Annotated in this window: 17 protein-coding genes and 3 pseudogenes; 3 read left to right on the forward strand and 17 right to left on the reverse strand. The window is 36.5% G+C overall.

Going from position 1 to position 26,836, the window contains the following annotated elements; translation table 11 throughout:
* Nucleotides 1–860: 860 nt before the first annotated feature.
* From ACFIJ7_RS03355 to ACFIJ7_RS03385, 7 genes and pseudogenes are all read right to left on the reverse strand, one after another.
* Nucleotides 861–1,124 (reverse strand): annotated as a pseudogene (locus tag ACFIJ7_RS03355) (type ISP restriction/modification enzyme); the annotation flags it as partial.
* A gap of 262 nt (nt 1,125–1,386) precedes the next feature.
* Nucleotides 1,387–1,632 carry a DUF4170 domain-containing protein gene (locus tag ACFIJ7_RS03360; RefSeq protein ID WP_375635948.1) on the reverse strand — a complete coding sequence of 82 codons (246 nt, stop codon included), beginning with the start codon at nt 1,630–1,632 and terminating at the stop codon, nt 1,387–1,389.
* Between the two features lie 46 nt (nt 1,633–1,678).
* Nucleotides 1,679–2,482, reverse strand: a complete 804-nt coding sequence (locus ACFIJ7_RS03365; protein WP_375635949.1) for a 3'(2'),5'-bisphosphate nucleotidase CysQ — start codon at nt 2,480–2,482, stop codon at nt 1,679–1,681.
* Nucleotides 2,469–3,800 (reverse strand): TldD/PmbA family protein, encoded by a 1,332-nt coding sequence (locus ACFIJ7_RS03370; RefSeq protein ID WP_375644615.1) that lies wholly within the window; start codon nt 3,798–3,800, stop codon nt 2,469–2,471. Before ACFIJ7_RS03370 ends, ACFIJ7_RS03365 begins: the two co-directional genes overlap by 14 nt.
* A 1,696-nt stretch (nt 3,801–5,496) precedes the next feature.
* Complete coding sequence (locus ACFIJ7_RS03375) at nt 5,497–5,946, reverse strand: hypothetical protein (RefSeq protein WP_375628586.1); 450 nt, start codon at nt 5,944–5,946, stop codon at nt 5,497–5,499.
* An 803-nt stretch (nt 5,947–6,749) separates the two neighbouring features.
* On the reverse strand, nt 6,750–7,316 hold the full coding sequence (gene rsmD, locus ACFIJ7_RS03380; RefSeq protein ID WP_273787828.1) for a 16S rRNA (guanine(966)-N(2))-methyltransferase RsmD: 567 nt from the start codon (nt 7,314–7,316) through the stop codon (nt 6,750–6,752).
* Nucleotides 7,297–8,697 carry a pseudouridine synthase gene (locus tag ACFIJ7_RS03385; protein WP_375644616.1) on the reverse strand — a complete coding sequence of 467 codons (1,401 nt, stop codon included), beginning with the start codon at nt 8,695–8,697 and terminating at the stop codon, nt 7,297–7,299. The genes rsmD and ACFIJ7_RS03385 overlap by 20 nt, the downstream gene beginning before the upstream one ends.
* A 269-nt stretch (nt 8,698–8,966) precedes the next feature.
* On the opposite strand from ACFIJ7_RS03385, the gene ACFIJ7_RS03390 reads away from it, so the two are divergent.
* The gene (locus ACFIJ7_RS03390; protein WP_375636040.1) at nt 8,967–9,413 is read left to right on the forward strand and encodes a nucleoside deaminase; all 447 of its coding nucleotides are present in this window, start codon (nt 8,967–8,969) and stop codon (nt 9,411–9,413) included.
* 648 nt (nt 9,414–10,061) lie between these two features.
* Here ACFIJ7_RS03390 and ACFIJ7_RS03395 read toward each other — a convergent pair.
* The 7 genes and pseudogenes from ACFIJ7_RS03395 to ACFIJ7_RS03425 form a co-directional block, all read right to left on the reverse strand.
* Complete coding sequence (locus ACFIJ7_RS03395; RefSeq protein WP_375644617.1) at nt 10,062–10,553, reverse strand: hypothetical protein; 492 nt, start codon at nt 10,551–10,553, stop codon at nt 10,062–10,064.
* Nucleotides 10,554–10,730: 177 nt separating this feature from the next.
* Complete coding sequence (gene ileS / locus ACFIJ7_RS03400; RefSeq protein WP_375635954.1) at nt 10,731–13,646, reverse strand: isoleucine--tRNA ligase; 2,916 nt, start codon at nt 13,644–13,646, stop codon at nt 10,731–10,733.
* A gap of 248 nt (nt 13,647–13,894) precedes the next feature.
* Complete coding sequence (locus ACFIJ7_RS03405; protein ID WP_375644618.1) at nt 13,895–15,649, reverse strand: porin; 1,755 nt, start codon at nt 15,647–15,649, stop codon at nt 13,895–13,897.
* A 1,507-nt stretch (nt 15,650–17,156) separates the two neighbouring features.
* Nucleotides 17,157–18,047, reverse strand: a complete 891-nt coding sequence (locus tag ACFIJ7_RS03410; protein WP_375644619.1) for an outer membrane protein — start codon at nt 18,045–18,047, stop codon at nt 17,157–17,159.
* Between the two features lie 182 nt (nt 18,048–18,229).
* Nucleotides 18,230–19,042: pseudogene (locus ACFIJ7_RS03415) on the reverse strand (porin).
* Nucleotides 19,043–19,396: 354 nt separating this feature from the next.
* Nucleotides 19,397–20,230, reverse strand: a complete 834-nt coding sequence (locus ACFIJ7_RS03420) for a porin (protein ID WP_375644620.1) — start codon at nt 20,228–20,230, stop codon at nt 19,397–19,399.
* Nucleotides 20,231–20,563: 333 nt separating this feature from the next.
* Nucleotides 20,564–21,397: an outer membrane protein gene (locus ACFIJ7_RS03425; RefSeq protein ID WP_375644621.1), complete on the reverse strand. Its 834-nt coding sequence runs from the start codon at nt 21,395–21,397 to the stop codon at nt 20,564–20,566.
* A gap of 1,179 nt (nt 21,398–22,576) precedes the next feature.
* On the opposite strand from ACFIJ7_RS03425, the gene ACFIJ7_RS03430 reads away from it, so the two are divergent.
* Nucleotides 22,577–22,756, forward strand: a complete 180-nt coding sequence (locus ACFIJ7_RS03430; RefSeq protein ID WP_375644662.1) for a hypothetical protein — start codon at nt 22,577–22,579, stop codon at nt 22,754–22,756.
* Nucleotides 22,757–23,270: 514 nt separating this feature from the next.
* On the opposite strand, the gene ACFIJ7_RS03435 is transcribed toward ACFIJ7_RS03430, so the two are convergent.
* A complete protein-coding gene (locus tag ACFIJ7_RS03435; RefSeq protein ID WP_375644622.1) occupies nt 23,271–23,600 on the reverse strand; it encodes a hypothetical protein in 330 nt (109 codons plus the stop codon).
* Between the two features lie 765 nt (nt 23,601–24,365).
* Here ACFIJ7_RS03435 and ACFIJ7_RS03440 point away from each other — a divergent pair.
* Nucleotides 24,366–24,694, forward strand: a pseudogene (locus ACFIJ7_RS03440) (integrase); the annotation flags it as partial.
* A 95-nt stretch (nt 24,695–24,789) separates the two neighbouring features.
* Here the strand turns inward: ACFIJ7_RS03440 and ACFIJ7_RS03445 are convergent.
* Both ACFIJ7_RS03445 and ACFIJ7_RS03450 read right to left on the reverse strand, forming a co-directional pair.
* Nucleotides 24,790–25,410, reverse strand: coding sequence for a ribonuclease D (locus ACFIJ7_RS03445; protein ID WP_375644623.1), 621 nt, complete (start codon nt 25,408–25,410; stop codon nt 24,790–24,792).
* Nucleotides 25,403–26,797: a M20/M25/M40 family metallo-hydrolase gene (locus tag ACFIJ7_RS03450; RefSeq protein WP_375635964.1), complete on the reverse strand. Its 1,395-nt coding sequence runs from the start codon at nt 26,795–26,797 to the stop codon at nt 25,403–25,405. Before ACFIJ7_RS03450 ends, ACFIJ7_RS03445 begins: the two co-directional genes overlap by 8 nt.
* Nucleotides 26,798–26,836: the final 39 nt, after the last annotated feature.

The following is a 26,836-nucleotide window of genomic DNA, read 5'->3' on the forward strand; positions in this document are numbered from 1 at the left end:
ATTCACACTATTAGTTACATCCATATTTTTTTAATATCATCCATATCTTGAATAAAAAACGCTTCACCCATGAGAAAATTCAATACATAAAGGACAAAAAACGTAATTTTATCGCCATATTTTTTTTTAAAATTTTCCTATAAAGATAACCTATACACGTTATTTAAATCTCTTTTAATGAAACTTTGTCACTTATATGGATTTTATCACTTCATTCTGCACCCTATAAAAAATCTTACTCAAAAAATAACAAAGCTACATTTCAGTCGATTATAATTTTGAAAATATAAATGATAAATATCATACAACCTATAACATAGATTGTATCAATTTTTTTCAGCTCACTGAATAAATACTTCTTATGATTTTAGTAAAACTTTGAATTTTGCACGTTGGTATTTTAGAGAAAAAACTTATTTTTACATATATTATGTATTATCAATTTTTCAAAAAATAATCCATATAAATATTATAACCTATATAAATCCAACAAATAAAATATGTTTTAAAAAAGCCTAATCTCTATGATTTCATTTCAATAAAATGAATATGTAAAACTAATCTTAAAAAAACTTTTGAACGGTATAAAGTTCTCATTTTAAATTGTGATATAATCTCTTAAAGGTAATCCAGAAAAATCTAATCTTGTTTAATAGAAAATTTCTTAAAAGTCTTAAAGCAATTTAAATAAGAGTTTTCAAAATTTTAAATCCTCTCTTTTCAGGAGATCGCATGGTGTATTATTCCTTTTAAGATTGTGTATAATCAACACAAAATGATTAATTTATAGATTGTAGTTTTAAACGAGTACTCAAAAAAACTTATGAGGTAAGTTAACTTCATCAATCTATTCAGTTTTTCTAAGTTTCTAATTTTGGTAAGTTTCTAACGACTTTCATGGTTTCTAAGCTTATAGTGATAACTTGTTGGAAAAATTCCAATGGATAAGTAGGGAGTGCTAATAATCTCAACGGAGTAGTAATTGGTATCATTAATAATGCTACTCTTTTTATTAATCTGAACGCATTAATGTTTCATACTCCATTCAAAAGCAGAGTGACTATTCACAATATAATCATAAACTTCGAGTGATCGCTCGTCATGATAATATTGCTGTTGTAAATAGGTTAATAGAACTGTCTTGCATTTTTATTAACCGCAAAGATGGTGGTGCAACAATGGATTTTATAACTTGCACGGACACCATTATGGAATGTGCTTGGGTGCCTTGAAAGATGTTTCATTAAGAAAACATATGAATTTTAAACAACAAGCATATTCTTTTTTTACGGCATTCTATTTTACCCGAAGAACGTACCTATGGAAAGGACGATTAAACAAAAGCGTGAAGCAATCTACAGGCTATAATGACCAAATATTCAAGCTTTACTCTGCATCGCCTAACTCAGCATCAAGAAACTGATGCAAATCTACAATGCAATAACGTTGTAATGCATTATCTACACTGCTTTGTGCTTTTGCCTGCCATGCTTCTTGAGCGGATTGATAATCCGAGAAAATACCAACCACATCTAAATCATCAGGATTCTTAAATTGATTACTGTTAAGATTTTTTAATTCCCCACCAAATACAAGATATAAATATTGTTTTTTTTCGTTGGTTTCAGTCATATGTGCCTCCATATCATTTAGATTATTTTAGCGCGCTTTTACGTGATTAAACTAACTTTGTTTGACGAACAACATCTATCATATCTTGACAGCAATTATTTTTACCAGCAATTAAAAGTCCATATTGGTAAGGTTCAATTCCATAAGATAGTAAAGGGGCATCAAGCGATAAAAAACACCCTCCACACTCCTGCAAAATAAGATCAGCAGCGGCAATATCCCATTCATGACAATTTGGACGAACTAATACGATATCAATTTCATCTTGAGCAACAAGAACAATACGATAAGCAAGAGAAGGAAGATAATGGTAAAGAATAACTCGATTGAGAAAATCATCTGGTAATTTTTTTGCGAGCGATTTATCAAGCGAAATTTTATATTTTCGATGCCCCCCCGAGGCTAAACGAGGAAGTTTTATCCCATTTAATGTTGCCCCTCCACCCGTTACAGCTGCATAAATATCTCCTTGAGCCGGACATTGTAGAACGCCCACAATAGGACGCCCATTCTCAATAATGGCAACCGAAATACACCAATAAGGACTGCCAGAAAGAAAACCTCGTGTTCCATCAATAGGATCAACCACAAAGGAGCGTTCATAATCTTGTTGTTCTCGATTATCTTTTGTTTCTTCTGAAATCCATCCATAATTTGGACGCGCTCCAAGAAGCTTCTCTTTCAAAAAATGATCAACAGCAAAATCTGCCTCACTGACCGGTGAATTCCCCTCTTTAATCCAAACATCCAACGTGCATCCAAAATACCGCATTGCTAAATCTCCTGCCTCTCGACAAACATCCCGCAAAAGATTTAAATCAGAAGAATGATGCGTGTTATTTTCCTGCAAGTGTCATCCCTTCAATTAACAATGTTGGAGCCGCCGTACCATAACGCCGATCAATATCATTGGCAGGTGTTAAATGTGCTAACATATGAAGCAAATCAGAACCTAGCGTTACTTCACTCACCGGATAAGCAATTTCACCATTTTCAATCCAAAAACCGGAAGCCCCACGACTATACTGACCAGTAATAAAATCAATGCCGTGACCGAATAATTCGGTCACATAAAATCCATTTCGCAAATCTTTTATCATATCGCAAGGCGATACTAAACCCGGTTCAATTGCAAAATTTGTACTTGTCGGCTGCACTAATGATGCCGAACGCACACCGTGTCCATTTGTTTTAAGTCCCAATTCACGTGCTGTAGATGATGAAAGAAGCCAATTTTTTAAAATACCATTTTCAATAATATTGAGTGTTTGCCCCTCTACCCCTTCTCCATCAAAAGGATGAGAAGCATTTCCACGTAATCGCAAAGGTTGATCGGTTACATTAACATTAGGCTTCATCACTTCCTTGCCTAGGAAATTCTGTAAAAGACTTGTTTTACGAGCTACAGAGGCTCCATTGACCATAGATGCGATATGCCCTGCAATTCCGCGAGCCGTACGCGGATTAAAAATAACATCAACGCCCCCAGTCGCCGCACGAACTGCACCCAAACGTCGGACAGCACCAAACCCTGCATTCTTTCCAACAGTTTCTGCTGCCTCTAAATCAGAAAAATGTAAGGCTGTTGTATAATCATAATCCCGCTCCATTTGTGTGCCTTCACCTGCAAGAGCACTACAAGAACGTGAAAAGCAACTGGAGCGATAGGCTCCACAAAAACCATCGCTGGTCACAAGAATAAACCCACTCCGACCATAAGCTGTTGCAGCGCCACCAGAATTACTTACACCTTTAACATCAAGAGCTGCTGCCTCTGTTTTTAAAGCATCTTCTGTTAAAAAATGACTGCTTGGCACAAAATCATCAAAAAGATCAAGATCTTTAGGAGACTTAACCAAACACTCTTTATCTGCCAAACCTTCAAATAAACTATCGGGAGAAGCTTTAGCCATCGCAACAGCACGTTCCGCAAGTTCTTGCGGATAAGACGCTAAATTAGCAGAAACACTTGCTACTTTTTTTCCAACAAAAACCCTTAGAGTAAAATCATTGCTCTCTGCTGCTTCTGTTGATTCGACTTTCCCAAAACGAACTGATACACTGGTAGAATGAGCATGAACAATAACGGCATCAGCAGCATCTGCCCCAGAACGCCTTGCTGCTTCAACCAGTGAAACAGCTTTCTCAATCTGGTTTTTGTCAGTCATTATAGACTCCCTGAAATATTTTATTATTTACATTGATAAGCACTCTGACAATTTTATATAAATCAGAATATAACTCTTGTATGTTTATTCATAAAATTACGCACATTTCATGCATTTTTTCTTTTAATGCATCGAATAATTTCCTTTTTAGCTTCTTTATGAAAAGACGCAATATGTCGTAAAATTTCTTTAGTTTCAAGATTTCTCATTGCCCCTTATCATTTTAGATAACCCAATCTGTACTGATAATCAAATCAACCGAAAACTTGGCAATCAACAAACGACCTAGCAATAACACTTGAATTTAAGTCAAAATCCTCAAAAATTCGAAAAGCATAAAACGACTTAAGTCACAAACCTTATGTCCTCTGGATAGTCAAACAACTTCCTTTATTCCTATAGCATTCTTTAATTTCCAAGCAAGAATCAAGAAAATGCCTTATATTTGTGTATACTTCTTTGCTTCTATAAACTCTCTCATAATAAGATGGCAATCTTGTAAACAAAAAACATAAACGGAATAAAAAATTTTTCCTTTCATTATGGTTTCAACAAAATGAGCAGTCATAAACTTCTTTACCCTCATGGACGTGGTATCACAAAGAACTCATTTTTTATATTTATCAGAAATAAGTTATAATCATAACATTCTCTCTCGTTTCTAATGCGTCTAATCGAGAGCATCTCATTTTTTCATGCGTCATCCTTAATCGGTTATTTTGTTATTAAACAGGCATAATTTGACAGACTTCTTTTTCCTGAAACAAAAATTCTAAGATACTGGATAGATTTTGATTTAAGAACTATACTCTTTCCTCTTTCCCCTCCATTAAAAAATAAAGAAGTGTAATATTGTCATAAAACGATAATCAATAAAACTTTTATATGAAACTCAACGTTGTATCTATCTTTCAATTCAATCTGCAATAAGCGTATTCTTCCAATTAATTTTGACAAGTTTATCGCTCATAATTGTTTTAACAGATACAAAAGTATTTGCAGAAACTAGGATATCTGTATGCATTTTAAAAAATCGCTTTTTTAAACATTTAAACCAAATATATACAATGATACGAAATTAATTTTACGGAAATTAAGAGTGAGCTTATTTATCCTTTAGAGCCTTTTAAAGCTGTACTCTTTAGAAAGTCATCATCTTTTAATCAAAAAAAACACTTTGATTTATAATTATAATTGATCGTTTTGTAATTTGCATAAAAGAATCAAATATCATTAAATTTTCTCCATTTTAAACTTATTTATGTTGAGGAAATCACAACTATTCGCTCTCACATCATGAATAGAGGTAATGTTGATAAAAACTATTTAAGAAGAAGTCAAAATGCCTTTTATCAAGGTTCTCAAATCAAAAACTATCGCAATACTAGAAACTGGCAAATATCATGACAATATTGACCTACAGATTCACAAGAGCAGAAGCTTCTACAACTTTCTTTATTTTCAGTAAAAATGCGCACCTCATAAGCTTTTATATATTGAATAAAATTCAATGACTCTTATAAGATCTTTGGTGCAAAATTAATTTTCTCAGATGATTTGACTCGATTTCAACGACTAATGAAAAAACAAATCATACCTCATCGATTTGCTATATACTCATAACTGATTTCATTCTAACAAGGCTAAGATTTCTGCGCCTTTGTAAAGGTATTAACTTCTTTATAAATGCACCCCCTTACGAGATGATTTTGTTTTCAATAAGAGCACGTCTGCTCATTTCAATCATTGCATCACGAAGGTGTAACTTAATTTTTGACCCAATAACCATTCCAAAGAAAGGAGAAAGTAAACCAGACATGGTTACAGTATGGCGAATTTTGTTATTTGAAGAATCAGATTTTTTTGAACAAATATATTCATGATCAAAACTCATGTGAGTAAGAGGCAGTTTAGCATAATCAGAAAAGAAAACATTTTTTATAACTTTATCAAGTGTAAAAGTTACTGTAGGTCCCTTTTTAGGTTTCATGCGTCCTGTAGCCCCTTCTTTGAAAGGACCAGAAAGTTCTACCCACTCAAGTTCACTATCCCAGCAAGGCCATGATGACACATCTTCCCATATAGCCCAAATTTGCTCAGCACTCGCTTCTGTGTTAATTTCTTCGCTATATATCCATTTAAACATGATAATCTTCCCTGTTTTAGAAATCATTTAGCTTTATTGCTAAAGAATAATATAAAAATTATTCTTAAAAATGTAATAACGATAACACACTTAATACTTTCAGATTTACTTAATATATAATGATTAACTCAACAAGCGATATTAATAAATAAACACACAAATGTTCAGTATAAATGAACACTATTGTCTACCTTAAATAGAAAATATCTGTTTTAAGTTCATACAATAATAAAGATAAAAGTTACACACTATTTAGGATATAAATGCAGACTGCATAGTTGAAAGCTTTCAGCTGCTAATGAGATGTTGATGATTAATGTGCAGCCGAAAGAAATTAGACAAAAAGGTATTATAACTGTTGTCGTGAAATATATATCCTATTGGAGAAAAAACATTCATCGGTAGTAAAGCTAATAATACACTAAAGCTTTGACAATGTGTTACACTTTTAATGTAGATGAAATTAACAAATCAGCATATAACTTACAAAAATTAGCAGCAATACATACTGCTAATTTAGGTCCAATAGCATTACACCTCAAAGCAATTTTTGGCTAGACAGAAGAACAGATGGCCCCTCTATATTAAAGGGCGTATATTGTAAAAGACTCGCTCTTGGGGCTATGAAAAACTTCAAAAAATGAGAGATTCAGACAAAAAACATAATGAAATCAAAATTCATCAATTCCTTTAACATTAGAATCTTTTATTTATTTTCTGTTTAACCTTTTAAAAACCATATAAAATGAAGAAAACTGTAAAGAAGCATTTTTTCATCCTACCGGATAAAAACAAGAACTTTCTCAAAATGTAAGCGATCGTAATTTATAGAGACGTATTGCTGTCTCACCATAAAAACGCTCATCGTCTAGATAAAAGACATCAGGTAAATGAATCATTGTATCTTTCTTTTCTTCAAGTATGAAGAGTGTATCAGCTTTTGCCCACCCTCCTCGCAAAGCTTCTACGAAAGCACGTTCACCTAAACAACGGCTATAGGGAGGATCAGCGCAGATAACATCAAATGGAAGCATTGTGCCAATATTGCCAAGTTTTGTCGCATCACGACGCAAAATCCGTCCTATCGACTGTAATTCAAAGGCTTCTATATTTTTTTGAAGCAACCCACGCCCCTCAACCGAGTTTTCAACAAAAACAGCCGCCTTTGCTCCACGTGAAAGTGCTTCGATGCCTAAAGCACCAGTACCAGCAAAAAGATCAAGAATACGTTTATTGGTCCAAAATTGTTCTTCACGGCTAGAAAGAATATTAAAAAGGCTTTCACGTGTACGATCACTCGTTGGGCGAATCGACTGATTAACAGGCGAAAACAAAACACGCCCAGCAAATTTACCGCCTATGATCCGCACGTGAACCTCCAAATCGCTTCGAAGTTTTTGCACCATCCCTATGTGGTTTAGATTTTTTCATAGCACCACCAAACGATTTTACCTTTTTCTTTCTCTCAAAAGAATGCTCCTCATGTCCACTTTTTATCATTTTCTCTTTATCCTTGAAAAAGCGATCTTTCTTACCAGAGGGATGCGTCTCGTCATAAGATGTTTTGCCACGTTTTTGAACAAAACTTCCCCTCTTCTCTTTGTGTAACGGACTTTCTTTTAGTTTTTCCTTGCCTCGATGAAAGGATTTTCTACCATCCAAATCGCTCTTATGGTCATGCGATTTCTCCTCACTATAGGAAGGCTTTCTACGTGTACTCTGCGGACGTGCACCAGGAGCCATCCAAACATTAGCACGGCGAGAACGCGGTAGAAAACGCTCTGCTTTTCCTTCCTCACTTTTCTCCTTCTTTACATTCTCATGAGACTTTGTACTTAATCGTGCACGACTATGTTCAACAGAACCATCTCTTGGTCGGCGCCGTATCGCCCTTTCACTTGAGAAAACCCAACCATCATTTGCAACAGAAAGATCTTTTTGGCTTTGCTTTTCTGCAACAACTGCAGAATTTGAAAATGGCTTAAGAATAGGAGCATCAAAATCTGCATTAGCTTGCATAATCAAACGCTCCCCCAACTGATCTCGTAACATCCGCCCTTTTAACTCTTGCACGGCTCCTTCTTCTAAATCAGAGAGATGAAATGGACCATAAGATACACGTATTAATCGATTAACTGATAATCCCAACGCCCCTAAAACATTCTTTATTTCACGATTTTTTCCTTCACGCAAAGCGACAGAAAGCCATATATTAGATCCTTGTTCACGTTCAATTGATGCTTCAATCGAACCATAAAAAATGCCATTAATCGCAATACCATTTTTAAGGTTATCCAGCGCGCTCTTCTTTACTCTTCCATGAGCACGGACGCGATATTTGCGGACCCATCCTGTTACAGGAAGCTCTAATACACGCGCTAAGCCACCATCATTAGTTAAAAGCAAAAGCCCTTCCGTGTTAATGTCAAGCCTTCCAACAGAAAGAACACGCGGCATTCCTTTTGGTAAATTACTAAATACTGTAGGTCTGCCTTCAGGATCACGGTTCGTGGTGACAAGGCCTGCTGGCTTATGGTAAAGCCATAAACGCGTTCGTTCTATAGGAGGTAAAGGTTTGCCATCAACTTTAATAACATCAGAGCGGCTAACATTAAAAGCAGGCGTTGTCACGACCGTACCATTTACAGAAATGCGACCTGCAACAATCATCATTTCTGCATCTCGACGCGAAGCAACACCAGCACGCGCTAACCTTTTAGCAATTCGTTCACTCTCATTATTTTCATTCATTTGCGTTTCAAACCAATCTTTGCCAGTATGTTCAGAAAATTATTCACATGCACCATACCGCTTATCCTGAAAGAGGAAGTAGCATAATCATTTATCATTTTCTATCCTTTAACGACAATAATGTATTTGTTGACTTGCACGTTTGTTTTAAACACTTTAAAAAATAGAGGTATTCCTTTCATTATAAAAGCGTAATAAATTATTCATTCCATCACATTTCTTATCGAGATAACCTTTAGATTTTCTATACCTTCAGTAGAAAGAATATGATGACTTTGACGCCCATGGAAATAGCCCTTTTAGAAGCGCAATGGGCTGCAAAAAAAGATGAAGTTCCCGTAGGCGCTGTCATTACACGTGGAAAAGCTATCATTGCACGCGCTGGTAACTTTATAAAATCTGCATATGACCCTACAGGACACGCAGAAATGCGCGCAATCCGTATGGCTTGCGAAACATTGCAAAGCGAAAGGCTTCCTGATTGCGATCTTTATGTAACACTTGAGCCTTGTGCTATGTGTGCTGCTGCCATTTCATTTGCACGCATACGACGTCTCTATTACGCAACAAATGATCCCAAAGGGGGGGCTATAGAAAATGGTCCTCGTTTTTATCAGCAACCAACCTGTCATCACAAACCTGAGATTTATTCTGGTTTTAAAGAAAAAGAAGCTGCTCAATTACTTAAAGATTTTTTTATACAAAAGCGATACTAAAAACAATTCTTCTTCCATAACTTTCACTCTTTAAAAACTATCCTATTTCTCAAAAAAAGACTATTAATTCCTCTGATATATATAGCAAAAGCCATTTCGAAGCATTTTTTCTCTTTTTTAATGCTGAATATTGCTTCTATTAGATAATACATTCACTCATAAGAATAATTCATTATTTTGTATATAAAATATAAAGTCCAAAATATCGTAGATATACTCTCATTTCAAATTACATTGAAGCAATAAAAGTTACTTTCTTGCACATCATAAGCGGGATTATCTTCTGGATAAAGAACGTTTTAGAAAAGACTAAAAATGTCTCTTATGAAGGCTCTCAAATGCAAGAATTGTCGCAACATTGGAGTTTGGAAAATAAAATGATAGTATCAGTTTTCTCCTTCCTAAGCATAAAGATATTGGAGCACAATAGATTTTACGTTATACTATCCACATGAGCGATGTTGTAAAATGAGCTTGAGAAATGTTTCGTGTTAGGAAACGCATAAGGACTCTCTCGATGCTGTTGTCATATTGCTATTTCATGAGAATAACACCCCTCCTACAACAGCATTATAACTGCGCGAGAATGAGAGCTTGGTATAATAAGTAATTAGAAAAATTCTTTACTTTAAATATTTTGTCTTTTCCCTATCGACCAATAGGTGCGGTTTTTGCCGGTTGGCGATAACTTAAAGGTGGTTCAGTGAGATAGCGACGGTATTTTGAACTTCCAACTTGTGCTCTCTGACGACGTAAATATTCCTGTCGTTGCTTCGCATTCAACTGTGAAGGGTTTTCTGAACCAGCGCCATTAATTGACGATCCTTTGTGAGGAAAAGACTTATTTCCTTGATGCTTCTTCGATGCTGCTATTTCATTGACAGATCTATCTTGTTGTGGAATCGGTAAAAATCCGCGCGAACTAGGGCTTGGTATTACAAGTTTTGGATGAGGTTTCATAACAATCTGGCTACTGTTATTTGTTGGTGTTAATGAAGTAATATTAGCAACATCTTCAAAAAACTGTATCGAAACTGGTTTATCGGTACCATAGGTAGGAGCTGATAAATTGCATCCCGTTAAAACAAAGCACATCCCTAAAATTCCTATTGGAAATATTTTTATTTCACGTTTTCTCACTGCCTATTCCATTTCCTAAGTATATGGCTAATTAACATTCCCGTTATTTATGAGAGAACGTTCCATACACAAATTTCCCCCCTGCAGATAAAACAACGGAATTTTTCTCGTACCACAAAAAACTATATTCATCAATATGAGAAATTTACTTGCATTTCTTTCCTTTGATCTAAAATTTTAAATCTTGCCAAGAATCTGCAATTCCCGCAAAGCAGCTGCATCACGAGCAGATACATCCGGATAAGCAGGATCACTCCCAACATCTTGTGTATAACGCCATGATCGAGCACATTTTTTTCCTAATGCCTTCTCTGGATATACACCAACACCTTCAACATCATTCAAAGTAAAAGCATCGGAAGGTATTGTATCCTGCGTAATTGTGAGTTCACTGGTAATACAGATCTCCGCCATATCCACATTTTCTAATGCTTCTCGTAAAGCCGGATTGGAAATAAAAACAACAGGAGCGGCTTCTAACGAGGATCCAATACGCTTATCAACGCGTTCAAGCTCTAAAGCACCTGTAACAACTTTACGGACCTGCCGAATTTTTTTCCAACGCTCAGACAAAGATTGATTTTGCCATTCTTCTGGTACAGAGCGAAATTGTTCTAAATGCACCGATTGGCTTTCTGGGTAACGCTCTAACCAAGCTTCCTCCATAGTAAAAGGCAACATTGGAGCAAGCCATGTTACCATACGCTCAAAAATCTCACGGACAACCTGCAAGGAAGACTTGCGTTTTTTTGATGAAGGCGCATCACAATAAAGAGAATCCTTGCGGATATCAAAATAAAATGCCGATAACTCAATGATTGAAAAATCCAATAATGCACGCATAATCTTTTTAAAATCAAATTCATCGTAAGCGCGATTAATCAACTGATCAAGTTCAAAAAGCCTATGCAATATAAATTTTTCAAGATCCGGCAGTGCGCCATAAGATATTTCTTCTCCATCATCATACGCTAAAGTTCCAAGCATCCAACGAATTGCATTGCGTAGTTTACGATATGAATCCACATTTGTTTGAAGGATTTTTTTGCCTAAACGCTGATCTTCCCAATAATCAGTTGTCATAACCCAGAGACGAAAAATATCAGCTCCAGATGTTTTAATGATCTCTTGTGGAACAACCGTATTGCCTAAAGATTTAGACATTTTCTTACCATTCTCATCCAAAGTAAAACCATGTGTGATCACTGCCTTATAGGGAGAGCAAGCACGCGTACCACAGCTTTCCAAAAGAGAAGATTGGAACCATCCGCGATGTTGATCTGAACCTTCAAAATAAACATCAGCAGGCCATTTCAAATCAGCCCGATCTTCTAACACAAAGCTATGGCTTGCTCCAGAATCAAACCAAACATCCAAAATATCATAAACCTGTACCCAAGGCTCATGTGCACGCTCACCTAAAAAACGTTCACGTGCTCCTTCAGCAAACCATGCATCTGCCCCTTCTGCTTCAAAAGCCCGTAAAATACGCTCGTTCACACCTTCATCTTTTAGAATAACACCATCCTCATTCGCAAAAATACAAATAGGAACACCCCAAGAACGCTGACGAGAAAGAACCCAATCAGGACGATCTTCTATCATAGAAGCTAGGCGGTTTTGCCCAGAAGACGGCACAAAACGCGTTTTTGAAACAGCTTCCAAAGCCCGACTACGTAAAGTTGAACCATCCCCAAAATCTTTATCCATTGAAATAAACCATTGCGGTGTATTGCGAAAAATAACGGGTTTTTTTGAACGCCAACTATGGGGATAGGAATGCTTTAAACGCCCCCGTGCAAACAATCGATCTGCTTTAATTAAAGCGTTAATGACCTCTTTATTAGCATCACCCATTTTTCCATTATCATCTATAATACGTGCAGGTCCTCCTTCACGATCTGGTCCCAAACCTGGAACATCTTTCGTATAGAACCCTGCATCATCAACAGGAAACGGTATAGATGAATCAATCCCCGTTTGCTCCAGTAAGGACTTATAATCATTCCAAATTTCAAAGTCCTCACGCCCATGGCTTGGCGCTGTATGAACAAAACCTGTACCAGCACTCTCTGTTACGTGCGAACCATCAAACAATGGAATTTTAAAGTTATACCCCCCAGCCAAACCTTTGAGTGGATGAGAAAGAACAAGAGCTTTCAATTCTTCAGCAGAAATAACACGCAAACGCTTCAAAACAAGTTTGGCTTTTTCTGCACAACTCATAGCTAACGCATCAGCAAAGAGAAGTTTTTCCCCAGCTTGAGGACCAAAATCATTTTCAGTACTTTCAACTTCGTAAATACCATAAGAAATCTGCGAAGAATAACTCACTGCACGGTTAGCAGGAATTGTCCACGGTGTTGTTGTCCAAATGACGACATAAGCACCATATAAATCATCAGAATTTGCTTTAAAAACAGGAAACTTAACCCAAAGCACCTCTGATTCATGATCATGATATTCAATCTCAGCCTCTGCCAAAGCCGTACGCTCCACAACAGACCACATCACCGGCTTGGAACCACGATAAATCTGATCTGACATAGCAAATTTTATCAATTCACTGGCAATGCGTGCTTCTGCATGAAAAGCCATTGTAGTATAAGGCGTGTTAAAATCTCCCACGACACCAAGGCGTTTAAATTCTTCACTTTGAACGGTTACCCAATGCTGTGCAAATTCACGGCATTCTTGACGAAACTCGTGAAGAGGTACCTCATCCTTATTTTTTCCTTGTGCTCGATATTTTTCTTCAATTTTCCATTCAATTGGAAGCCCATGGCAATCCCAACCAGGTACATAATTTGCATTAAAACCGCGCATTTGGAATGAACGGACAACCACATCCTTTAGAACTTTGTTTAAAGCATGCCCGATATGAATATGACCATTTGCATAAGGTGGACCATCATGAAGAATATAAAATGGACGATCTTTTGCTTGTTGGCGCAATTGCGCATAAAGCCCCATATTTTCCCAACGCGCCATCAATTCAAGCTCTTTTTGCGGAAGCCCTGCACGCATAGGAAAATTTGTCTGTGGGAGATAAAGAGTTTTTGAATAATCTATTGTTTCATTTTTCACAGTCATTGTGAAATATTCCTGTCCACTTTTACGATTTCATTTTTGCATAACTTCCCTGAACCCTGCAACTCTGGTTTTTATCTATAGGGAAAGCCGAGCTTATCATTCATATTAAGCAGCGATCAGGAAAATATATCATCACACTCTATGGGCTTTATCATGAAATTCACAAGAAAAGAAACCAAAAATTGATCTTTTAAAAAATAAAGGCTCCACTAATAGTGGAGCCTTTTAGAAATTTACTCTTTTAAAAATTAGAATTTATAAGCTACACCAACACGGAAATCATTGGTTTTGTAGTTAACTTCAAGTTTTTCCTTTGCAAATTTCTTTTTACCAAAATCAGAGTAACGATATTCTGCACGTACAATCACATTATCCAGCACCGAGAAATCAACGCCACCACCAAGTGTGTAACCAATCATGGTTTTTGTTTCATCAGCTAAGTTCTTAGAAGAAACGACTCTTCCATCCTCATCCTTAACGGATATTGATACAGTGTCTTGGAACTGCCCATAAGCAATACCCCCAGCAAGATAAGGCATAAAGCGATCAGCAGCAAAACCAATACGCACCCGTGTAGCACCACCCCAATTTTGTTTGAAAGTATGATTTAAAGTTTCAACTTCATCCTCTTGATCAAGACCAAGTTCAGAAGCCACCCTTTTCATTTGTTCTATACCATATACACTGGAATTGTTCTTATCCACCGCTTGTGTAGTTTGTGCACCGTGTCCAGCCATATTCTGTCCACCATGAGAACGAGAAGCATGTGGATTAGCACCATGCGCATGAGCGCCAGAGCCATACCCAGCTGCATGAGATGCACCACGTGAATTAGCACTTCCACTACCATGGGAAGAACTATGATGACCTCCATGCTGGGCTCCGCTTGTTCCATTGGAAGCTTTTGCTGGTTCAGAGGATGATCCTGATCTCGCGAGTACAAGTGGTGCGCTCGGTACTGTTCTTTCTACTGCTGATGGTTGCGATGATGGTTGTACCGATATAGGTGCTTTTGCTGCTGGCTGACTTGCGCCTGATACTGTTGATGATTGATCTCCTTGAGATGATCTTGCCAATAAGAGCGTTGACCGCTCTGGTGAGCTTGCTCTTGTGGTAGAGGATATTGATTTAGGTGCAGGTGATTTTAATCCATTTACCCCGCTTACCGATGTCCCTCCTGTATCTGATCTTCCCAATGAGGACGATGGCGATTGCACTGATCTCACCTCCTGTCTGGAAGAGACTGATTGTGCTACTGGCGATGCAGCTGGCGTTTGTGATGGTGAAGTTGAAACTCCTGGATTTTTTACCTCCACAACCACTGTTTGTGTTGCATTAGCATTGCTAGAACTTCTAGTTGTTGCTGCTTGATTTGATTGTGCAGCTCCTACTTGTGACGGTTGAACTGCAGTTACTGGTTTAGCTGGTGCTTGACTAGATCGCGTTCCAGCAGATTTTTCTAAAGTGGACACTGCTGTTGGAGTCCCTCCTGTTGTAGTTCCTGCACCTGCGGCAGCTTTCTGTGTTTGTGTTCCTGTTGATGTTACTGCTTGTGGGACTGGAGACGCTGATGGATTTGCGGATCTGCGGGATCTTACGACTGCATTTTCTACTGTAGTGTTATCAGCTGCACCTATGGTAATTGTCTTTGTGTGCTTTTTACCAGATATCATTAAATCCGTATCGACACCAAAAATAAAGTTATCACCGAGATCAATATTAGAACCTGCATAAAAACCACCTACAAAACCTGAAAGTTTAGGAGAGAACTCTTTATCTAATGGCAAATTCTTTTCTTGATCAACAAGAGCCATATCAGCTTTGCTCGAAAAACCACCAGCTTGGACACCTAAATAAAGACCTGTCCATGAAAAAGTAGGCGCAACAATGGTAGAAGATGTCGATGGTGCTGGTTGATGAGGAATCATAACATCAGCAGCTAGCGCTGTAGACGCTGAAATTAAAGAAAAAATAGATGCTGTTATTAAACGTTTTGTATTCATAAAATCTCTCCAAATATCCAAAATGAGATGTATATAGAGCATCTTTTTTGAAAGATCTGTAGCAAAAATGACACACTCACAAAAAAATAAAGATTTTTTGAAAATAAGGCTTCTTTAACTTTCAATTTTGCATTCAATGAGAATTTATAAACTAAATCACACTAGAATTATGTGTCTTAAAGTTGGATTCATTTTCATTAAATTTTCGCATAACTGTTAATGACAATATTCTTTATAAATTTCTTTTTACCGAAATTTGAATAACAGTATTCTGCATGCAATAAACTATCATCTGTCATTGCAACATCAATGCCAGCGCAAACAGTGAAATCAAATATTGCCTTTTTTAAAACCAAGCGCCATCAGAGTTTCATCTATTTATCAGCATGATCTACTTTTGGTGCTTTAGCGATAATATTTTGTATCTAAAATTAAGAAAAACAAAGGACTTATTCAAACACTCGCAAAAAAACTTTTAGATTCTTTGCATAAACATCTTCATCCTGACACATCGGTTTGATTTATAAGGATAATTTATTGTTTTCATATTGAATGAAAAAACTAATACTTTAGGATTCTATCATTTAAAACCTGTTCCATGTTGTATTAATCAAAACCATGTCTCTCGATAGCGGAAACAGTCTGTGGATAAAAAACATTAAAAGAATTTTAAATGCCTCTTATGAACGATTTTAACAGCCAAGGTCTGACCCCCACAACATTGGTGGCTGGCAAAGTGTATGATGATGCTAGCTTACTCTTTTTATTAAGCGTGTAAAGATAGTGGTGCTTTATAGATTTTATATTATTTCATTGGAAGGTTTTACCATCTTATATCACTCACGGATACTGACATGAAGTGGGCTTGATGTACTTTGAAAAATATTTTTTTAAAACAAATGTGTGAATACACAACAACAAGTGTATTCCGTTTGGGGCGTTCCATTTTGCATGAGGAGTGTGATCCCATAAAAAGAATGTAATAAACAAAAACGTAAGACAATGCGTCATCTTCATTTTCATTATTTAGAAGACATTGCCCTAAATACTTTTGAAAATCGTAAAGCTAAATTAAAAGAAAATGGTAAAGTTGGAAACTGGTTTCTATCTTCACATCTTCATATTCTTCCCCAATGAGACTGTATTTCCCAAAGCTTACTCCAACAGATATACGCAATATGCTCGCTCTAATCTGGCATATGCAGAATAAAGTTAGTCACTGGTTATGATCTTTTCCTATTTCTGAGATTAATTGAATACTTTTCTCTTAGGCGTAAAATGATAGCCGTAATATAAGATTTTATGTAATCAGTAGCTATAAAATCCATATATACCACCAATCCGCCCTCTATAATATAAAACTTTTTTCTTTAAAGTTTTATAGCACAAAATGATACAAATAAAAATAGAAGGGATTAAGAGATATAGAATAGAGAGCTAATAAAATAAAGGCCCCGTTAAACGAGGCCTTAATATTATTTATGCTTCTAATTTCATTTTTACGAAATTAGAATTTGTAAGCGACACCTACACGGAAGTCATTGGTTTTGTAATTGAATTCACGTGTATCATTTGCAAACTTCTTTTTACCAAAATCGGAGTAACGGTATTCTGCACGTAAAAGAACGTTGTCTGTCATTGCAAAGTCAACTCCACCACCAATAGTGAAACCAAGCATTGTCTTCGTGTCATCAGCCCAAGTACCACCAGTCAAATCTATGCTTTGCTTAGCTCCTGCTTCTGGCACAACTTCATCCCCGCCAGCTTTCTGCTCAACTTTAGCTCTCTTTCCTTTTCCTGCAACGGATTGAATGCCCTGTACCTGCGCATAGGCAATACCCCCAGCAACATAAGGCATAATACGGTCAACAGCAGTAAAACCGATACGGACGCGTGTAGCACCAGACCATTTTTCTTTGTAACTGTGCGTTTCTGTTAGCTTGTCGCCTTCTTCAAACTGTTGCTGATCTTTTAGTTCAACTTTAGCTTTTTCAAGGACACCATTAAAATATGTGGCCTCTTCTTCAGTAAGAGTCAATTCACGGGCTTTTTTTGATTCTTCACGGTCTGCCCAAACTGCATCGGTTTCAACACCGAGAATGAGACCATTTCCGAGGTCTACGTTAGACCCTGCATAAATACCACCCATGAAACCAGAAGGACTAGGTGTGTTATCTTTTTTGAAAAGCTCTTTATCTGCTCCTGGAATAGTTACTTTGGTTTTACTCGAAAAGTTGCCAACTTGACCACCAAGATAAAAACCCGTCCAAGAAAACGAAGGGGCTGCTGCGATAACTGCTGGTGCGACTTCATGAGGGATCATCACATCAGCAGCTTGTGCTGCAGAAGCTGAAATTAAAGCGGCAACAGAAGTTGCTATTAAATATTTTGTATTCATAATTTTGCTCCTAAATTAACTATAAAATGACCTTACAAGATTATAGATAGAAAAGCTGTAGTAAAAATGTCACAGTCATACAAATAAAAGCCCAGAAATCAGCAGTTTTGTCCAAGTCAAGATCTCTTGAAAATTTAATTTTTTATTAATACTTTTTATTCATAATCGCACTTTTGATTAAATTAAACCTTGTAAGCTACACCTACATGAAAATCATTGGTTTTGTAGCCTAGTTTAGGGTAACCCTTTTTAAATTCCTTCTTACCAAAGTCTGAGTAACAGTATTCTGCACGAAGCAGAATATGATTTGTCATCGTGAAATCTATACCACCACCAAAGGTGAAACCCACCATCGCTTTTGTTTTATCAAATACCATAACAGAAACTTCTTTACTTGATTTACCATTTGCCGACTTTTTTGTTTCTGAAACTTTATCGACACCTTGTATTTACGCATAGGCAATACCATTGGCAACATAAGGCATAATGCGGTCAGCGACGGAAAAACCAACACAAACCCGTGTTGCACCAGACTATTTTTCTTTGAAACCAATACGATACACTGCTGTGTCACCTTTTTGAAACTTTTTATTTTCATCCAATACAATAACACCAATGCAACACCAGCATCTTCAAACTCATCATTAAAATCATTAAATTCATCAATCGCAAGAATCTTTGAGACCGTCTTCGTTTCTCCTCGGTCTATCCAGACTGCATCGGTTTCAACACCTAGAATGAGGACATTTCCAAAATCTACGTTGGAACCTAAATAAATACCACCTATGAAACCTCAAGGCTTAGGTAGTCCATCTTTATCTGAAGTTTTTTCTTTTGTCTCTAAATCAAATACATCAATTTTGACTTGAAAAGTTACCAACTTGACCACCGAGATAAAAATCTGTCCAAGAAAATGAAGGGGCTATGATAACTGCTGGAGCTTTTTCACGAAGAACGATAATATCAGCAGCTTGTGCCGCAGAAGCTGTAGTCATAGCGATAACAAAAGTTGTTATTAAAGATTTTGTATTCGTAAACTTTGCTCCTAAATAAATTAGGAGCAAAGTATTATACGACTACATAAAAAACGCTGTAGTAAAATGATACAATCATAGGAAACGAAAGCTGACGTAAGATAAAGTCATTTCATAACTTCACTTTTCACAAGAAATTGTAAGTTATGAGTACGTATAATTCATTGATTTTATCGCGTAATTATTGCCTGTCGTTTATAAAAATTTTTTTATATCCCCAATAAATATGGAGTGAGTAATAATATAACAACAGAAAATAATAGAGGCTCTGTCTTTGACAGAGCCTCTTGGAAGTTTATTTCGTTTTTTACGAAATTAGAATTTGTATGCAACACCAACACGGAAATCATTGGTTTTATAAGCGAATTTATCCCCATCCTTTACAAATGCTTTTTTACCAAAGTCTGAGTAACGGTATTCTGCACGCAACAGAACATTGTCTGTCATTGCAAAGTCAATACCACCACCTACAGTGAAACCAACCATTGTTTTTGATTGATCAAACATTTTAGCAGAAGCGATTTCGGCACCTTCAGCTGTCGCTGCCTTAAGAGAATCGACTACCTGCAGCTGCGTATAAGCAATACCACCAGCGAAATAAGGCAAAATGCGATCAACTGCTGCAAAACCAATGCGAACGCGTGTTGCACCAGACCATTTTTCTTTTATAGAGGTGCTATCTATACGTTTGCCATCCTTCGTGACATTATCAATATTTTTTCCTGGAGCAAATGTAGCTTCAGCAGCTGTAAGCTTATCTTTGAAAGCTTTAAGGCCTGTTTCTCCAATAACTGCTGAATGCGCTTTTGAATCTTCGCGATCTGCCCAGACTGCATCGGTTTCAACACCTAAAATGAGGCCATTACCAAGATCCACGTTGGAACCTACATAAATACCACCCATGAAACCAGAAGGCTTAGGTGTCCAGTCTTTATCTGTAATTTTCTTTTTTGTTTCTGAATCAACTACATCAACTTTACCTGAAAAGTTACCAACTTGACCACCGATATAAAAGCCTGTCCAAGAAAATGAAGGGGCTGCGATGACTGCTGGGGCTGTTTCACGAGGGATGATAACATCAGCAGCTTGTGCTGCAGAAGCAGCTGCTATAGCGATAACAGAAGTTGTTACTAAAGATTTTATATTCATAAACTTTGCTCCTAATTTATTTATGAGCACAGTGCTACAAGATTACAGAAAGAAAAGCTGTAGTAAAAATGATACAGTCACAGAAAATGGAGGGCACATCCAAGACAAAACCACTTTATAGCTTCGTTTTGCACGAAAAACCTAAAAATTATATATAAATAACTTATTGATTTTTAAATGTAATTATTGTTTATTTCTTATGATTTTTTTAAGAAAATCTGAATAATATCTTTCCACATCCACAATAAATTATGTATTGTGTGATAATATAGCAACAGAGAATAACAGAGGCGCTGTCAAAGACAGCGCCTCTGTTATTTAACTTACCATCTGTTAAAATTTGTAAGCAACACCAACACGGAAATCATTGGTTTTGTAAGATGTCTCATATTTATCATTTGAGAATTTCTTTTTACCAAAATCAGAGTAACGATATTCCGCACGAACAATAACGTTATTGGTCATTGCTAAATCAACACCAGCACCAAGGGTGTAACCAACAAGGGTCTTTGTTTCATCAGACAAGGTGCCAGAAGCTATTACTTTATCTGAATCTTTGCCTGTTATTGAAATCGATGCACTATCTTGAAGCTGTGTATAAGCGATACCACCAGCAACATAAGGCATAATGCGTTCAGCTGCAAAACCAATACGTACACGTGTCGCACCAGCCCACTTTTCTTTAAAAGTGAAACTGTGGGTCCGTTTAGCACCAGCTTCAAGCGCATCTTTACCAATACTAATTCCAGATTCTGTTAATATCTTCTTAATATAATTTATGTGATTTGGAAGAATAACATATGTGTTTCCTGTCTTCGTGTCATCTTTATTAGACCACATGATATCTGTATCAACACCTAGAATAAGGCCATTGCCGAGATCAACGTTGGAACCTGCGTAAAGACCACCCATGAAACCAGATAGTTTAGGCAAAAGGTCATCAGGCGCTGGAATCTTTTTTCCGTTACTGAGAATATCCATTTTCGTTTTACCCGAAAAACCACCAAGTTGCCCACCAAGGTAGAAACCTGTCCAAGAAAAAGTTGGAGCAACAATAACGGGAGCAACAGGTGTTGGACTTGGGGGAACAATAACATCTGCTGCTTGCGCCGCTGAAACTGAAACAAAAGCGAAAGCAGAAGCTGTTATTAACCATTTCATATTCATATTTTCTCTCCATAGCTGAATATTTATTTGAACACATCATTTCATATAGAGCCCAAACTTCAGATATCTGTAGCAAAAATGATACACTCATAAAAAAAACAAAAAGCCAATGAAAGCATCCTGAATTGCTTGATCTCTTAATAAATAAGAATTGAACTATGCCAATGCACAAATGATTTTCTCTTGTCACATTTGCTCTTCTTTATAAATTTTTCAAAAATATCTGCGTTCTCACCGTGGAAAGCATGTGCTCTTGTCTAATGAAAAATTATCCTTTTATATTAAATTCAAATGCTCTCATCTTAAACCATTGTATATTCAAGCAACAAAAATCATCCCTCTATACATTACAAACGAGCAAGTATGTGAAACCGTTAAAAAACTAAAAATGTCACTTATTAATGTTTTCAATATCAAGAACAGTCAAATGCAATCGTTCTATTTAAATTTATACAAATAACGGTTTTACCTTCATCCTTAGCATGACAAAATGTGAAGGCTATGTATTTGTTTTTTTCATAAAAAAAATGCTTATATTACAAATAAACTTGTATCGCACATAAACAAGACTTCCAATAATCCACGGATTGAAACAAGATCATATGCAACTTGCCTGCTCTTTGTTTTTACTTTAGGCATTTATTGTTTTTAAATATTTACCATTTTTTGCTTATCTCAACCTCATAGAAAGTCTTTTTCAGAGTTTCATCTTATTTGTAGGCTATCTATTTCATACTCTTTTATAAACGAAACTGTAAAAAATGCCTCAAGACAGGCAACTGGTATGATAAATGCTGACATCTATATTAAAACTCTCCCTAAAGCAAAAAAGATGAGAGATCTTTCTTAAAGTGTTCACACCAAACTTTGCTTTGAAAATCATTAATTGAGCAAACAATTTGGCAGAAAAAATATCTGATATTGCATCATAGACAAATAAAAAATATTTTATAAATTCTGTAGTCGAACAATAGATTGATTATAAACATAATTCATCATTTCGCATATTGAATAAGAAACCCGAATATCGTAAGATTCTCTCATTCCAAACCGATTGCATGTTGCAAGCAGGAAGAGCCGTGTGGATAAGAACTGTATAAGAAAGGATTAAAAACGCCTCTTATAAATCGTCTCACATACCAGAGGCTGTCACAGCATTGAGAGCTAGCAAAGTGTGTGATGAATGCCGACACTTGCCCCCTTCATAAGCATAAAGATGGTGGTACTCAATGGGTTTACCATTATACCCTTCATAAATGGCGTCGCGAAATGGGCTTGGAAGCGTTGAGAAATGTTTCTTTAAAACGAGCGCACGTAAGTATGCAACTCAATGGTGTTTTATTCTTTGAAACACTCTAAGATCAAAAGTTTAACATTAAAACAAATACTTGGTTTTCTCTTCGATTTGGACAAAGCGTCCTATCAGATCCTGTCTGCAAATAGTCCAGATTTTTGTCGAGTGGATTTCATTTAGCTTTCCTTTCATGTAATTCATTTAACCAAAGGTTCTATAGATCAAGTCCTTCACTGATCCCACCACGTACTCTAAAAACACTTATCAAGGCGTTTTACATGCCTTATATAATCACACTTAAAATGACGATATTTACGGCATAACAAAATAACCCCAAATCTCTAGGTTATATTCATCTAAACCCATGAATTTTGTAATGACTGATTGCTATTATACAGTATTATTCTTTCACTGAAATCTTCCTGCTCATATCCTTTCCAAACAGTCCTCTTCATTCTCACCGTGCACAATCACAACACCCTTTAAACAAATAGTTCCCCCCCTGTTTTCAAGTGATAATATCTCCTTTCTTCATTTTTTGAGCATACGTTACACCTCTCAATGTTGTTTTCTCACTTTTTAAAAGCTCATTGGACTTCGTGTAAATAGGTTTGGTCGTCCTCTTTTCTCTAGTCCTTTTTTAGGATTATATCCTCTTTTTTTACCAGAATGTGACACAGGTACTAACTTAGCTGCTGTTATGCATTCACTGTTATTTGTGCAAGAAAGTTCTATTTGAAAAACTTCAGATAAGACCTTGCGAAGCTGTTCACCAGAAAAAAGACCTATTGGAGGAACAGCCGAAGATGCTCTCTGTATAAGGTTTTGAGACGCTAAAAAACTCGCACCCTGAGCGATAGAGATTGAAGCAAAAGTAGCAAAAGCTGTAATAAAATATTTTATGTTCATAAATTAACCTCATCAAATATACATAATGGATTTTACCTAGTGCTTTCATTGCAAATTTCTAGAGAAAAATAATATGTTTATAGATAAAAAGTGAAAATCCTTACAAATAAAGCTTTGGAGCCCTTTTGATTTTAAAATAAAAGCAAATTGCCCTGCTCTACCAACATAGAAATCACTTATTGAGTAATAAATTAAAGGCACGAAGTATCGTCTGAAAATAATAAACTATACGAGCCTCACATAAACATATTGATTTATATATATAATTTATATTTCCTCACACAAAATGAGCCCCTCGAATATCAGAATATTCTCTCATTCCAAACTTGTTCATTATACATGAAGCAAATTTATTCGCTTCCACATCATAAATGAAGTTTGTATATGGATAAAACTCTTGAAAAAGTGGATTCTCACGAATCTGTTTAAATGCAAAAGCTATTGCAACATTTTGACTTAGTAAAAAGCGCTCTTGCTCACTTGTTTCTAGCACACTTTTCTAGGAGTTGCTCTTTGCATTGTTCAGTACAATCGTGGTTATCTGTATAGATTAATCATATAATATATTGATTTATAATGATAGTTTAGCGTTATTCATATTGAATAAAAACCCTGAATACCTTAAGATTCTCTCATTCCAAATCTTTTTCATGTTGAATCCATCAAAACCATTTGATTGCATGTTACAAATGAGGAGAGCTGTGTGGATAAAAAAGACTAAAAATGCCTCTATGAACCGTCTCAAGTGCTAAGGACTACACAACATTGGGAGTTGGCAAATTGTGTAATGCTATGGCTTGTTACTCCATAAGCGTAAAGATGGGAGTGTTCAACAAATTTTATACCATATTTGGGGGCTTTATTGTTATACCACTCATAAGCGCCGCCGTGACATGGGCTTGGGTGCCGGTTTCTTTTAAAAAAAGCACATGAATTAGCAACACAAATATATTCCGTTTAGGGCGTTCTGTTTTACATGAAGAACGTAAATCCATTAAAAACATGAGAAACAAAAGCGTGAGGCAATGCGTAATCTCTATTATTTAACAGACATTGCTTTAGATACTTTTGAAAGTCGTAAAGCAGAATTAAAAATGATGGTAAAGATGAGAGGATGAAATGCCCATAATGTACAAGCATTTCATCCTCTCACATCAATAATTAACTCCATTAAAAGCCAATTTTAAAGTTAGCTATGCGCAAAAATATCCACTTCCGCCCATCCTAAAAGGTCAAGCTTAGCTCTCATAGGCAAAAATTGAAAACACGCCTTGGCAACACTTTCTCGCTCTTCACGTCTTAAACGTTCTTCAAATATAACTTTTAAACGATGCAAATATAACACATCCGACGCAGCATATTCAATTTGTGCCTGTGATAACGTTTCTGCCGCCCAATCCGAAGATTGTTGCTGTTTAGAAATATTCACATTTAGCAATTCATTACAAATTTCTTTCAAGCCATGACGATCCGTATAAGTACGCGTGAGTTTAGAAGCGATCTTTGTACAAAAAATAGCTTCTGGCATAACACCAAATGTATGCGCTAAAATCGCAAGATCAAAACGCCCAAAATGGAATATTTTGATAACTGCGTTATCTCCAAGAAGCTTGACCAAATTAGGTGCACTCTTTTGTCCTTTAGCAATCTGTATAACGTCAGCAGTACCATCTCCAGAAGAAAGCTGAACAACACATAAACGATCACGATGTGGTTGTAACCCTAAAGTTTCGGTATCAATCGCAATGGCATCAGTTTTATAATTGTCTAAGTTTGGTAAATCACCTTGATGAACACGAATCTCAGCCATTTACCCTCCTACTTGCTAAAGCTGCAAGAATACGCGCCCAAGACCGCTGCCCCTTATGAAACGATTTTAAATTATACTTTTCATTAGGAGAATGAATACGGTCATCAGCCAGTCCAAAACCAACCAAAAGAGTCTCCATACCAAGAATTGACCGAAAATCTGCTACAATTGGGATCGAGCCCCCCATGGCTGTCAAGACAGCAGGCACTTCCCACTCTTGTGATAAGGCATCCTTCGCCTCCTTGATAAAAGATGAATCATCAGAAATCTGAAGTGCAGGAGAAGAACCGTGATTCTTAAATTCAACCTTACAATCAGCAGGAATTGAGCTACGTACATAATCACGCAACGCTTGGCGTATTTTCTCTGGATCTTGCTTATGCACCAAACGACACGATACTTTTGCACTCGCTTGAGAAGCAATAACCGTTTTCATCCCTTCCCCTTCATAGCCGCCACTAATACCATTAATTTCCATGGTAGGACGTGCCCATACAAGCTCTAAAATGCTCCGCCCTTTTTCACCAACAGGAATAGAAAGCCCTATAGGACCAAGAAAATTTTCAGCAGTACAATTAAGTTCATTCCATAACTGCAAAATCTGTGGAGGTGTTTCTTCTACGCCATCATAAAAACCAGGAAGTGTTACCCTATTATTTTCATCGTGAAGTCCTGCTAAGATTTTCGTTAAAATACGAATGGGATTAGCTGCTACTCCTCCAAAATAACCAGAATGCAAATCACGATTCGCTGCTGTAATAATAATCTCTTCTGCCATAATTCCCCGAAGAGAAAGAGCAATAGATGGTGTATCCGCATCCCACATTGACGTGTCACAAACCAATGCATAATCTGCCTTAAGTTCATCTTTATTTTCTTTTAAAAAAGGAATAAGGGAAGGAGAAGCACATTCTTCCTCACCTTCACATAAAATAGTAACTTTAACAGGAAGCTGCCCTGTTTCTTTCTTAAATGCACGACATGCTTCAATAAAAGTCATCAACTGACCTTTGTCATCTGAAGCTCCACGAGCACAAATAACTTTCTCTCCATCTCTCTCTTTTAAAGAAGGTGTAAATGGATCATCCTCCCATAAACTCAAAGGATCAACAGGTTGAACATCATAATGTCCGTAAAACAACACATGCAAACAATCATCCGAAGGTCCTGGATGATGCCCAACAACCATTGGATGACCCGGTGTATCACGACGTGAAGCCTCAAAACCGATGCTTTTTAAATCCTCTACTAACCAATCAGCTGCTTTACGACATGCATCCTTGTAAGCCGAGTCTGTAGAAATCGATTGAAAACGTAAAAGAGAAAAAAGGCGTTCAAGGCTCTTTTCTATATTTCCATCAAGATGTGTTAGTACTTTATTCAGCATAAAAAAACCTCTCAAGCCTTGTGTAATTATATTATAGAT

Origin of the sequence: Bartonella sp. MR100HLJHH, assembly GCF_042194215.1 — a bacterium.
In the GTDB taxonomy this organism is placed as follows: domain Bacteria; phylum Pseudomonadota; class Alphaproteobacteria; order Rhizobiales; family Rhizobiaceae; genus Bartonella; species Bartonella grahamii.